Source organism: Paraburkholderia sp. ZP32-5 (genome assembly GCF_021390495.1).
GTDB lineage: Bacteria > Pseudomonadota > Gammaproteobacteria > Burkholderiales > Burkholderiaceae > Paraburkholderia.
Genome location: NZ_JAJEJP010000002.1, coordinates 3,042,004 through 3,054,522 on the forward strand (window position 1 = coordinate 3,042,004; position 12,519 = coordinate 3,054,522).

At 63.5% G+C, this 12,519-nt stretch carries 9 protein-coding genes; 1 reads left to right on the forward strand and 8 read right to left on the reverse strand.

Features of this window, described 5'->3' with window-relative positions:
• Positions 1-21 precede the first annotated feature (21 nt).
• Complete coding sequence (locus L0U82_RS32305; protein WP_233837326.1) at positions 22-1,314, reverse strand: DUF1972 domain-containing protein; 1,293 nt, start codon at positions 1,312-1,314, stop codon at positions 22-24.
• Between the two features lie 278 nt (positions 1,315-1,592).
• Between L0U82_RS32305 and L0U82_RS32310 the strand changes: the two genes are divergently transcribed.
• Entirely contained in the window at positions 1,593-2,675 is a 1,083-nt protein-coding gene (locus L0U82_RS32310) for a GNAT family N-acetyltransferase (protein ID WP_233837327.1), read from the forward strand.
• A gap of 24 nt (positions 2,676-2,699) precedes the next feature.
• Here L0U82_RS32310 and L0U82_RS32315 read toward each other — a convergent pair whose 3' ends face one another.
• The 7 genes from L0U82_RS32315 to L0U82_RS32345 form a co-directional block, all read right to left on the reverse strand.
• Complete coding sequence (locus L0U82_RS32315; RefSeq protein WP_233837328.1) at positions 2,700-3,716, reverse strand: GlxA family transcriptional regulator; 1,017 nt, start codon at positions 3,714-3,716, stop codon at positions 2,700-2,702.
• A 438-nt stretch (positions 3,717-4,154) separates the two neighbouring features.
• Positions 4,155-4,682, reverse strand: coding sequence for a class I SAM-dependent methyltransferase (locus L0U82_RS32320; protein WP_233837329.1), 528 nt, complete (start codon positions 4,680-4,682; stop codon positions 4,155-4,157).
• Between the two features lie 573 nt (positions 4,683-5,255).
• Positions 5,256-7,832, reverse strand: coding sequence for a bifunctional acetate--CoA ligase family protein/GNAT family N-acetyltransferase (locus L0U82_RS32325; protein WP_233837330.1), 2,577 nt, complete (start codon positions 7,830-7,832; stop codon positions 5,256-5,258).
• A gap of 176 nt (positions 7,833-8,008) precedes the next feature.
• Entirely contained in the window at positions 8,009-10,072 is a 2,064-nt protein-coding gene (scpA, locus tag L0U82_RS32330) for a methylmalonyl-CoA mutase (protein ID WP_233837331.1), read from the reverse strand.
• A complete protein-coding gene (locus tag L0U82_RS32335) occupies positions 10,065-10,949 on the reverse strand; it encodes a Pnap_2097 family protein (protein ID WP_233837332.1) in 885 nt (294 codons plus the stop codon). The genes scpA and L0U82_RS32335 overlap by 8 nt, the downstream gene beginning before the upstream one ends.
• Positions 10,933-12,216: an MSMEG_0569 family flavin-dependent oxidoreductase gene (locus L0U82_RS32340; protein ID WP_233837333.1), complete on the reverse strand. Its 1,284-nt coding sequence runs from the start codon at positions 12,214-12,216 to the stop codon at positions 10,933-10,935. Before L0U82_RS32340 ends, L0U82_RS32335 begins: the two co-directional genes overlap by 17 nt.
• Before the next feature lie 19 nt (positions 12,217-12,235).
• Positions 12,236-12,517: an MSMEG_0570 family nitrogen starvation response protein gene (locus L0U82_RS32345; protein ID WP_233837335.1), complete on the reverse strand. Its 282-nt coding sequence runs from the start codon at positions 12,515-12,517 to the stop codon at positions 12,236-12,238.
• Between the last annotated feature and the right edge of the window lie 2 nt (positions 12,518-12,519).

The window sequence follows — 12,519 nt, forward strand, 5'->3', positions numbered from 1 at the left end:
CACCTGGATTGGCCGTCGAGACTACCGACGATTGACGACTTCCTTATCAACGAAGATCGCCTCGACTTCGAGATTCGCCGCATGAGACAACGTACCCGTCGTCACTAGGGGTCCCCCCGCGGTCGCCGCCGGTTCGCGAACGGCGTTGAGCTGCGACGGCGTGGTCGACGGCAGCATCGGCGCGACTTTCTGCTTGCGCCCGCTTTGCAGATTGCGCTCGAGTAGCGCCTCGTACTGCGCGAGTACGCTGTCCCAGCGAAAAGCACTGTCGAAACGCCGCCCACTTGCCTGGCGCATTGCGTGCACGGTGGCGGCATCGGCAAGCAACGCCGAGATGTGCAGATCGCAGTCTGATTCAGTCGAGAAGAAACGCGCTTCGGGCCCTGCTACCCAACGGTTGAATTCGTTGTCGTGCGCAATGACCGCGCAACTTGCGCCCAGCGCTTCGACGAGTGACGGATTGGTGCCGCCGACCTGATGCCCGTGCAGATAGAAAAGCGCGTGGCATCTCAGCGCATTCACGGCGGTCTGGTCGTAGATGGCACCGGGAAACAACACCTCCGGCCCCGCGGCGTCAATGACCTGGCGATGGTACTGGTTGTTCTGGAAATCGTATTTGCCCAGTACCACGAGTTTGGCCCCCCGAGGGCGGCGTGAGAAAGCGGTCACGATCTCGAGTACCGAATTCTCGGGTTCGGGGCGCGCAATGACGAGCGCATAGGATGTCTTGTCCAGGCTCAGTTCTTTGGGCAGATCGCCGCTCAGTTCGTCGATACGATCGGCGCCGTACGGAATCATCGTGATTTTGCGATGATTCACACGCGTGCCAAGGTGAGCAGCAATGGACGGGTGATCGGCGATCAGATGGTTGCCTGTCCAACAGCCAATGCGCTCGTTCATATACAGCCACGCGCGCTCATGCCAACGCCATTTCGTGCGGCGCCATTCGAGGCCATCCATGTTGATCAGGTTCGTCATGCCGCGCCAACGTAGATAGGTACAGAAGATCGCAGTGTTGTATCCCAACGTCAGCACGAGCGAGCCCTCGCTTTCAGCGGCACTTCGAACCGACTTCCAGTCGAATTCCACGGTTCCTATTGCACCATCTCGTTTGATGGGTACGAAGATCCGTCTTATTCCACACCAGTTGTCCTCGGTGAGTTGTGCGCCGCCGACCGAGCCCTGGCAATAGACAGTCACAGCCCAACCACGTCTTGTCAGATGAAGCGCAAGCCGTTCGGCGAATGTCTCGAAACCGCCGTGTTGCGCCGGAATGCCCCGTGTTCCCATGATCAACAGCTGCTTGGTTTGCATGTCGATTGCCCTTAACGTTCCGAAGTCATGCTGCCGCGTCGTTTGGGTGCTATACGGCCTAAGCCTATGGCAGCCCGTATGGAGATTTCGGTCACTGTTGTGATTGATTCCGCCAAATGTCGAACGGGTTTTCAGTCCGGCTTCCCGGCGCGTCGAACGGCGAATGCAGTACTTGTGATCTCTATCTGCAGCGCTTGTCGGAATGGGCCAAATAATTGACGTAAGCGGATGCGCACGCTTAATTAGGATCGGTCGAAATGTGAGAGGAATCGACCGTCATGAAAAGAGACAGTACTCCCGTCGTCATCGTGCCTGATGCCCTCAAGTCGAATGCGCTCAAACCGCCGATCGACAGACGTCTGAAGTCGTCACTGCGTCCGGATCCCCTGGTGGGGCTAGTAGAAAGATCGCTATTTCATGAACCATGGTGGCTGGATGCCACGGCAGGCGAAGACTGGCACATGGCCATCGTCAAATCGGGCGATGAGGTCGTCGGCGAAATGCCGTACACGTTGACCCAAAAAGGCCTATGGCGAGTGTCGTATCTGCCGCCTATCACCCGCACCCTCGGGCCGGTGATCAAGCGCCAGTCCGCGCATGCCGGCAACGCCGAATGGGTCCATCGTCTGGATGTCACGCGAGAATTGATCTCGCAGTTGCCCCGGTGCGCGCACTTTCAACAGCTTGCGGACCCCCTCGTATCGGAAGCCGAGGCAGCCGCATTCGCACTGGCCGGTTTCAAGGTGTCAGTGCAATTCACGCTCAAATTGCCGGCGGGCCTGGACGAAGAAACGGTTTGGAGCAGGCTTCACCGAAACACCCGCAATCATGTCCGGCGCGCGTCGGAGCGATTCGTCGTACAGCAGATCACAGACGTCGATGCGTTCGTCAGCTTCTACGATTCGAACCTTTCTGAGCGCGAACTCGACAACGTCTATGGCTCCGCTATCATGCGACGGCTACTGGCCGAGGTCCTGAAACGGGAAGCCGGCACGCTACTCGGTTCCTTCGATAGCGCCGGTTCGCTGACTGCCGCGACCGCGCTCGTGTGGGACCGGGCCAACCTCTATTACATTCTGGCGACGCGCAATGCCTCCGCGCACAGCGGTGCAGTCGCGCTGCTGATCTGGCAAGCGATGAAGATCGCCCGCGAACGCAACGTCGAGTTCGACTTCGACGGCGTTTCGACAGCGGGGATTCTGCAATTCCTTTCGGGCTTCGGCGGCCAACTGGTGCGGCGGTACCAGTTCGAATACATGCGGGTCGACTTCGCACTCATACGCGGCGCGCGTGCGCGCACACGAGAGGTTATGAACGTGGCACGCAAGCGTGATGCCGGGAAGAGCGCGCGGGACGAATAGCAAACACCAGACATGGACTCGCTTTCACGGCCCCTCATTCATCGCGGAGTGACAGGACTGATTCGCCGGCTCCAGATCGCGGAAAGCGATGCCAATCTTCTCGTGACGCAGATTGCCGAGCCGGTAGTCCGTTGGTGTAATCGACAGATGTCTTTTAAACAGCTTGGCGAGTTGCCCGCCACTGCCGATCCCGCAACGGCGCGCAATCTTGTCCACCGGGAGTTGCGATTCGACCAGCATGCGGCAACTCAGTCTGAGTCGCGCGTTCTGAAGATAGTCCGACGGTGTCATGCCGATTTCAGCCTTGAAGCGACGCAGGAAGTTCCGTTCACTCATGGCGGCCACATCGGCTGCCAGGCCGATCGAAATCGGACGATCGACGTTTGCGTCCAGCCAGCGGGCCGATGCCAGGATCTTGTCGCTAACGCGTAGAGGCGGCGGCACGGGTGCGCGAACGGGATCTGACGAATGCTTCGTCATTAGCATGCCGAGATCTTCCTCGACGACCCGAAGCACCGTCCGAATGGGACTCGTTGAATCTTTCCACTGCGCCTGCTCGTGAACGTGAGATGCGCCGTGCGGCTCGGTGGACTGCAAGTCATTTCGGCCCGTTAAGCCGGCGGCATCCAGAATCAGTTTGCCCTCCGAGATTGGATATACGATGGCGCTGGTTGCAGAGCGTCGGCGAACCCAGCCGGATAGCCGGTCGTCGCACGCTGCCCGCATCGCGCCCGCGCCTCCGGCAATGAATAGCAGAACCGTTGAATCCGCGGCACTGTCGAAACCTGCTTTTTCAGTCCAGACATTCACGGCGGACGAACTGGCTATTCTTCCGCCTGAAGAGGATAGAAGTGAGACGACATAGCGCGGTTGTCCACTTGCTTGCGCCTGTATCGAATCGTTGGCTTTTTGAAAGATTTCGAGAATAGCCGCGATCGCCGGTAATGAGAAACCGTCGAATAGAACGATTTCCACTCCCGTAATATCTCTTACTGCGGAAATGTGAACTTCGGCGCACTCGTTGGGTTGTGTCGAATTCATTGCCACTCTCCAGACAGCAAAGCATGGTCGGCTACACGCGGTCCGGTACTTTTCATGGCCCCCTTGAACAGACACCACTAGAATATTAATTACCGACTCTTCCGATGGTCGGTATTTCATTCCTCCATACGCTAAACGATTAAATTCGGGTTGTCGAGCCTGCTTTGATTCGCGAAAAAGAAAGTTTCGATCCCGCTATTGGACAGTGGCGCCCCCTGCTTCAATGGTTTTAATTTGTGCTTGTACCCGGCGATATTGAAGAGGTCCTGTTTTCGCGGCTCTCCATGACGTTTAGACAAAACGGCATCAAATCAGCTTCGCAATACGAGTGGTCGTGCATAGTACTTTTGCCGGGTAAATCCCAGGCTGCACGAATAGATGGTTTCGAGAGAAAAGCGACCTTAGGCCGCCGATCGGGGCAGCATCCGCCACGCGTTATCACGGCCGCGACGAAAAATCACCTTGTGGCTTCGCGATGCTTTTCCAACTAATGACGTCCTGTCTTTCTTCGGTGCCGTAGCCGATTTCGCCAGGTTCATATGGCACGCAGCCGGACCAATCGCGCGCGAGCATCGGTGAAGCATCGAATAAATGCGCGCAGACGGGGTAGATATAGACCACCCTCAGCGTCTCTATCGACCCCTCGGCCAATGCGCGCTCCAGATGGTCGAGCAGCCTCGACATCACGCTCGAGCCGAACGGATTGAAGAGAAAGACGACGAGTTTGCGGTGGGTGAACTCGAGTTCAAGCGCATCCGCCGCAAACGCTTGCATTGGCGTGCGTTCAGGATGCGCACGCGCGACGATCTTTGCATTGCTGTTTGCGACGTCCACGAGGCGTGCGGCGAGATCATAGCCAAGCACCGCGTCGAAAGGGAACTCGGTCGCGACAATCATTGGACGCCCTTTGCCGCAGCCTACATCGATGAACGTATGCCCGCGTACGTCGCCGAGTTGCGCAAGCACGCGCCGCACGATGCTCGGCTGTGAACCCATGTACGGCAGATTACCGCTCTCCGCGCCGAAGCCATCAAGCGGCTCGGGTGGAAAGAGGCCGCCGGTATCCGTACCGAGTTCGCGATCGATCGGATGCTTGCGGTAGCAACCGGTATAAACCACTCGCAACACCGGCACGCGCTCGCCGAAGCGCCGAACGCTGGGAATGAAAAGAACCGACTGCAGGCTATCGGGAAGTAATGCTACGAGCGCGATCAACGGCCATTTGATGCGGCGTTTCACACGCTTCCCGAGTGTCGCGGAAGCAGGTGTGCTCATCTGAATTCGACCTTAAAAGATAGCCATAAGAAGTAGCGGTGGGCGAAAAGCGCGATCTTCGGAAGAGCCCGTACTGATAGCTTTCAGGATCCTGAATTCGCGTGCTCTGCCCACAACTGTTTCGAATTGACAGTACTTTTTATGCTTACCCGTTAAGCCAATGAAGACAAAAGATGAGCTTCATGCGCCACATTCGGCGCTTGTGCGCGCACGGCGTCGCCGCAAACTCGCAATACGCGATCTCGCCGCGGCACCCGGCCGCGTTTAACGCGCCGGCTGTTGCTGGCCTGTCGTCGGCCCGCTCTTCGCGTCCGTTCCGGCCGTCTCGTCGAGCGCCATTCGAAACCCAACCACGCCAGGATCGTCGGTCCGCGTGATCGTGAAACCGCTGGACTTCGCGAGCGCGATCATCGCGCCATTCTCGCGCAATGCCTCACCGATCAGCCAGTGAATACCGCGCACTCGCGCGTATGCAATGATCCGCTGCATCAGCAACTGGCCAAGGCGCCGGCCTTTCTGATCCGAGCGCACGGCCACCGCGAATTCAGCCGTTTCGTTGTCGGGATCGGCTACCGCGCGCACGACGCCGAGCGTCTGCGTGACACCTTGCTCGTTGACGATAGTCGCGATCAGCGCCATTTCGCGGTCGTAGTCGATCTGTGTCATGCGCGCAAGTTGCGAGTGATCGAACGCGCCGATCGCGCCGAAGAAACGCAGTCGCAAATCCTCGGGCGTCATCGCGTGCACGAAATCGCGATGCGCGAGTTCGTCTTCAGGACGGATAGGCCGCACCGTTACGCGCGTCCCGTGCCAGTCGAGTGTCTCTTCGAAGCGGCGCGGATAAGGCACGATCGCAAGGCGGCTGCGCTGCGCGCCGAGATCGAGCACCGGGTCGACCACCATCACGTGATCTACATAGACCCTGAGCGTCAACGCGAGCCCGACGATTTCGCGTACGTCGCAAACCGCTTGCGACAACGCCGTCAACGCAGCGAGGGTCGGCTCCGGCGCAACGAGCCGCGCATACTGCGAACGCGTGACGATATCGCGCGCGAGCATCGGATTGAGCGGCGGCAGGCCGTAGACGCTCAACGCCGCGGACACGCCGTCGACCGGTGGCACCGTGAAGCGGAACACTGGGCCGAAGTTGTCATCGTCGTGCAGTTCGATGGCAAGGTCGACGATGGGTTTTGCGGTTGGCGCGCTGGCGGTGGGCGCGTTTGTCAGCTCATTTGTCAGCTCATTTGTCAGCTCATTTGCCAGCGCATTGGCTGCCGCATCTCCCGATGCACGATCTGCCATGCCATTCGCCGCTGCGCTCACCGCCCCGCTCTCGCTGCCGGCCACGCGATGCGCTGTCTCTTCCCCGTCGACTTCTTCCGCGCTTAATCCGAAGCGCGCCAGAAACCGCGCCGCCGCCGCGCCAATCAATGTGTGTTCGCCAACCGCCAGCGCTTCGCGAACCTGAGCTTGAGCCGCATCGATCGATTCAGGAACCTGCGCGGGCAAGCCCTCCGGTGTTTGCATCAGCAGCTCACGGCCCAACCGGTAATCGACCAGACGCGCGAACGCCCGCGCGAGCCGCTGCGGCGTCGTGTGCACCGGAATGCCTTGCGCGTGCAGCGCGTCGCGCATCGCCGCATCGACGCCGCCGAAGAAGCACGCGAGCAAGCCGCGATACGCGAAGCGCTGATGCGCGATCAGCGCCCGCGCAACCTCATCGACCGGCGCGCCATGCGTCGACGCGTGGACCACAAAGGCCGTGCCCGTCTCGCGATGCCCGGCGAGCAGTTCCAGCGCGGTGCCGAAATCCTCGGCGCGCGCGGTATCGCCGAGCAGCAAAGGATTGCCGCAAGTCGCATACGGCAGCGCCTGTTGCAGCGCCTCGGACGCCTCGGCGGGCCACGGCGCGAGCACGCCGCCGGCAGCGGCAAACGCGTCGCGCGCGAGCGTCGCGAGGCCGCGGTCGCTGGTGATCAGCGTCGCCGTGCCGCCGGCCGCCACACGCCCGACGCCGAGCGTTTCGATTTCATCGAGCAGATCGTCGAGCGCATCGACGCGCACCAGGCCGGCGCGCCGGAACGCGGCGGTATAGAGCCCATCGGCGGGATCGTCGCGGCCGGAGCGCAGCGCCAGCACCGGCTTGTTGCGCGCCGCCGCGCGCGCGGCCGACATGAACTTGCGCGCGGCCCGCACGCTATCCAGTTCGAGCAGGATCGCGCGCGTGCCCGGATCGCTCGCGAGGTAATCGAGCACGTCGCCGGCATCGACGTCGGCCTCATCGCCGAGCGCCACCGCATGCGAAAAGCCGAGCCCGCGCGCCCGCGCCCAGCCGAGCACCGCATTGGTCAGCGCATTCGACTGCGACACCCACGCGACGCCGCCCGCCTTGACCGTGCACGACGGCGCGCCGAGATGCGCGCCGAGCGCCGGCGACACCACACCCATGCTGCCCGGCCCGACGATGCGCAGCAGGTGCGGGCGCGCCGCCGATAGCGCGTGCCGCAGCGCCAACCGGTCGTCGTCATCGCGCACCTCGCCGACGATGATCGCCGCGCGCGTACCCATGCCGCCGAGCCTATGGATCAACGCGGGCCACGTCGCGGGCGGCGTGCAGATCACGGCGACGGTAGGCGCTTGCGGCAGATCGCCGGCGTCATGGATCACCGCGTGGCCGCCGAGCGTGTCGTATTTCGGATTGACCGGCCACAGCGGGCCAGCGAAGCCGCCGTCGAGCACGCGCGCCCAGACCATCGCACCGGTGCTGCCCGGACGTTCGGACGCGCCGATCACAGCGACGGATTTGGGTCGGAACAGGGCGTCGAGATTGCGGACGGTCACGGGCGCTCCTTGCGGCGGGCGAGGCGGGGGCCTCGTAGCGAGGCGCGTGGTTCAGTCAGCATAGGCGAAGTCCGGGACCGGCGCGGCACCTTATTGCGATGCGTGTCCCCATACGGCCGGCGCCGGCTACTGACGAATCTTTGTAATTGGCGTGCCCCCGCCGGGGCGCGCTGATCTCACCCGGTCAATGCCTTTGCTTTGTCCAGCACCCGCAGCAGTTCAAGCACGATCCTGTCGACAGGTGTGTCCGCGACAAAGATGGCCGCCACGCCGCACGCCCTCAGCGCGGCATGGTGCGCGAACGGCACGATGCCACCGAGCACGACCGGCGTTTCGCTGCCTCGCTCGCGTAGCGCATCGATCAGCGATGAAACCAAGCTCAGATGCGCGCCCGCGAGCGATGACACGCCGACGAGATCCGGCTCATCCGCCGCGATCCAGGCCGCGGCTTCGCGAGCTGTCGCGAACAGCGGTCCGAGCGTGACCTCGAATCCCGCATCGCCGAGCGCGGCCGCGATCACCCGCGCGCCGCGATCGTGGCCGTCCTGCCCGAGTTTCACGAGCGCCATCCGCGGCTTGCGCCCGCGCGCCGCGCTCCAGCCCGACACCGCGGTCCGCACGGCCTGCCACGCCGCATCGCCGTCACGGGCCTCGGCGTAGACCTGCGCCTCAACTCGCAAGGGCTGCCGCCAGCGCGGCCACACGGATTCGAGCGCCGCCGTGCATTCGCCGACGGTGGCACGCGCGCTTATCGCGTCGATCGTCGCCGCCAGCAGATTGCCGCTGCCGGCGCGTGCGCAATCCGACAGCGCGGCGAGCGCGGTACGCACACGCTCGCTGTCGCGTGCCGCCTTCAGACGACGCAGACGATCCGCCTGTTGTGCGCGCACCAGTCCGCCATCGATGTCGAGCCACTCGCTTTGCTCCGGCTGCGATTCGTGCCAGCGGTTTGCCCCCACCACCAGCCGCTCTCCCGCATCGGTCCGCGCCTGCATCTGCGCGGCGCCACGATGCACGCGCGCGTCGATCCAGCCGCTTTCAAGCGCCGCGATGACACCGCCTTGAGCGTCGATGTCGGCGAGCGTCGCTTCGACCGCCGCGACCGTTTGCGCGGTGAGCGCCTCGATCAGATACGAGCCGCCCCACGGATCGACGACGTCGCACAATCCCATCTCGTGCTGCAGGATCAACTGCGTGTCGCGCGCGAGCGTCGCGGCAGCCTCGCCGGGCAGCGACAGCGCCTCATCCCACGCGTTCGTATGCAGCGACTGCGTGCCGCCGAACACGGCGGCCATCGCCTCCACCGTCGTGCGCACCACGTTGTTGTGCACGCGTCGCGCGCTCAGCGTCGATCCCGCTGTCTGGCAATGCATGCGCAGTTGCAGCGCGCGCGGCGAGCACGCGCCCAGCGATTGCGCAAGCCGCGCCCACAGCACACGCGCGGCGCGCAGCTTCGCGATCTCGCCGAAGAAGTCACGGCCCACCGCGAAGAAGAAACTCAATTGCGCGCACACACGCTCGACGTCGGCGCCGTCGTCGACGAGACGGCTCACGTATTCGCGCGCATTCGCCAGCGTCAGCGCGAGTTCGAGCACACCGTCCGCTCCGGCCTCCTGCAAGTGATAACCGGACACCGACATCGCATTGAAATGCGGCATGTGTTCGAGCACGTAACGCACGACGTCGGTCGCGATGCGCAGCGACGGCTCCGGCGCGAAGATGTACGTATTGCGCGCCATGAACTCCTTCAGGATGTCGTTCTGGATCGTGCCGCGCAGTTGCGCCGCTTCGACACCGGCTTCCTGTGCCGCGACGATGTACGACGCGAGCACCGGCAGCACCGCGCCGCTCATCGTCATCGAAACGGAGACTTCGTCGAGCGCGATGCCATCGAACAGGCGCTTCATATCCTCGACGGAATCGATCGCGACACCCGCCATCCCGACATCGGCTGCCACGTCCGCGCAGTCGGAATCGTAGCCACGATGCGTCGGCAAATCGAAGGCCACGGACAGGCCTTTCGCGCCCTGCTCCAGCGCCTGCCGATACGCGCGATTCGACGCGGCCGCGTCGGCGCTGCCCGAGTATTGCCGGATGGTCCAAGGCCGCTGCGTGTACATCGTCGCGTGGATGCCGCGCTGATACGGAAACTCGCCGGGGCGCGCGTCGAGCCATGGCACATCCGCGAGATCGTTCTGCGTGTAAAGCGCGTTGCGCGGCAACGCGACTGCGTCATTCATGGGTCCACCGTTTATGAGTGACGATTTCGGCGATGCACGCGCCATCGGCCACGCGCGCGACCGTGCACCAGTGCGACAGGCCGTCGTGGTCCGCGCGGCGCGCGCCGAACGTGAGGGTCAGTTTGTCGCCGACGTTGGCGTTGCCGAAAAACGCCATCTCGCGCTCGACGAGCGCTGGCGGCGCGCTGTGCTGTGCCGAGCGCCAATGCCATTCGGCCCGCTCGACCATCGACTGGAAGCTCGCGAAATAGAGCAGATGCGCGCCGTTGAAATCGAGCGACGGGCAAGGCAGATAGTCGACCACATGCCGCGCCGCGTGCACCGCGCGATCGAGCGGGCCGTGGCGCGTCCATTCGCCGGAGCGAAAGCGCTTCGCCTGCGCGACCAGCTCGCTGGCCGCGTCGGGCGTCGCGCTCACGGGTGTGCCGGCGAACATCGCGCGGCACACGGAGCGATTGTCGCCGGCCTGCTCGCGCCGCACGAACGTCGATACCATCTCGACACGCGCAATCGCGCTTTCGGTCGTGAACACGCGGAACTGTCCGAAATGGCGCGCACCCGCAATGCGCCTGACGTCCGTCTCGATCGCGAAGCGCTGGTTCTCGCTAACGTCTTCGAGGCGCGCCTCGCGCACGCGGATCGCCATGAACGCCGCGTAGGACTTGCGGCCTTCATCGTCGTAGAAGTCGGGCAGCGCGCAGTCCGACTGCGCCGCCAGCGCGCTCCAGTGCAACTGCCCGCAGGTGCGCAGCAGCCATTGTTCCGACAGCCCCGCGAACGCGAGTTCCGGCATGCCCGCCACGTAATGCGTGCGCGTCGGCTGCGGCGCGCGCGGAGATGATCGCGCGCCCGCGGCGGACTCACGCCGCGCGCGCATCGGGCCTCGCCTGCGCGACGATGCGGCCCGCCAGGTACTCGGCGTCGCGAGCGACGCCCGAGAAGCGGCCCGAGCCCCACGTGTTCAGCCACGGCAGCCCGACGAAATAAAGGCCGTCGTACGACGTGACGCCGCGCGCGTGTCCCGGATAGCCACGGCCGTTGAAGACCGGCAGATCGATCCAGCTGAAGTCGGGTCGAAAACCGATGCACCACACAATGCTGCCGATTCCGCTCGACGCGAGGTCGAGTTCGCCACGCTCCGCCTGTGGCTCCCATACCGGCCGATACGATTCCCCGGCAGGCGCCTCGATGCCCTGCTGCGCGATAAATCTGTCGATCGACGCGTTGATGCGGTTATAGGTGGCATCGGCGTCATCGAGGTTCGCGCGCAGATTCGGCTCGAAGCGCAGCGCGCCATCGACGTAATCGTCGAGCGCGCCATAAAGCTCCATGCCTTCGAGCGCGAACTTGCGCAAGTCGATGTCACGCCCGCCATCGCGGCCCGTCACATAGTGATTGGTGTTGTCGCGCACACCTTCGCGCAGCGGATGCTCATCGACCGGGATGTCGTAGTACTTCATCTCCGCGAGCCAGTCGACCACATCGCGGCCGCGATAGAACCGCGCGCAACGTGGCGCCTCGCCCACCGCCAGCACGACCCGGCGCCCGGCCAGATGCAGATCCTCGGCGATCTGCGCGCCCGATTGCCCCGAGCCGACGACGAGCACCGCGCCCGCCGGCAATGCGGCGGCATTGCGGTATTCCGACGACTGGATCTGCACGATCGAAGACGGCAGACGCTCGGCCATGCGCGGCATGATCGGCGTGTGATAGCCACCTGACGCCACCACGACCTGATCGGCGCTCAGCGTGCCCGCGCTCGTCTGCACGAGAAAGCCGCCGTTTGCGCGCTTGGTCACGCGCGTGACGGCCACGCCCTCGCGCACCGGCGCATCGACATGCCGCACGAAACCATCGAGATAGGCAATGATTTCGTCCTTCTTCATGAAACCGTGCGGATCGTCGCCACGATACGGATAGCCGGGCAGCGCGCATTGCCAGTTCGGCGTGACGAGACAGAACGCGTCCCAGCGCTGTTCGCGCCACGTATGCGTGACGGTGCGCTTTTCGAGCACGACGTGGTCGATGCCGTACTGCTTCAGGTAGTAGCTCATCGACAGGCCAGCCTGACCGCCGCCTACGATGATCGCGCTGAAATGTTCGTCGGCGACCGGCGCGTCAGCGGCAAGCGTCTGTTTGGACATGGAAATCTCCTTGTGAAGGTCAATCTACGCTGACGACGGTGACCCGCGCCGCCGGATTCGAGCGATAGGCTTCGGCGGTGTGCTCGAGCACCGCCCACTGGTCGAGCGCCGACGAGCACGCGTAGCCGAATTTCGCGCGCACGCGTTCGGATGCGGCGTCGAGCGCGTCGTGCGCGTGGGAAAGAAAGGTGTCGAGCGAGTAGTCGCCGGGGCGCAGATAGTCGCGCACGATCGTCGATGGCGAATAGCAGCGCTCTTCGCGACCATCGGGCCAGCGCACGACGAAATGAGTGACGGGCATGA

Excerpts from the sequence above, each read along its gene's own strand:
- L0U82_RS32305 (WP_233837326.1), bottom strand. The coding sequence starts at position 1,314 with ATGCAAACCAAGCAGCTGTTGATCATGGGAACACGGGGCATTCCGGCG.
- L0U82_RS32310 (WP_233837327.1), top strand. The coding sequence starts at position 1,593 with ATGAAAAGAGACAGTACTCCCGTCGTCATCGTGCCTGATGCCCTCAAG.
- L0U82_RS32315 (WP_233837328.1), bottom strand. The coding sequence starts at position 3,716 with ATGAATTCGACACAACCCAACGAGTGCGCCGAAGTTCACATTTCCGCA.
- scpA (WP_233837331.1), bottom strand. The coding sequence starts at position 10,072 with ATGAATGACGCAGTCGCGTTGCCGCGCAACGCGCTTTACACGCAGAAC.
- L0U82_RS32335 (WP_233837332.1), bottom strand. The coding sequence starts at position 10,949 with ATGCGCGCGCGGCGTGAGTCCGCCGCGGGCGCGCGATCATCTCCGCGC.
- L0U82_RS32340 (WP_233837333.1), bottom strand. The coding sequence starts at position 12,216 with ATGTCCAAACAGACGCTTGCCGCTGACGCGCCGGTCGCCGACGAACAT.
- L0U82_RS32345 (WP_233837335.1), bottom strand. The coding sequence starts at position 12,517 with ATGCCCGTCACTCATTTCGTCGTGCGCTGGCCCGATGGTCGCGAAGAG.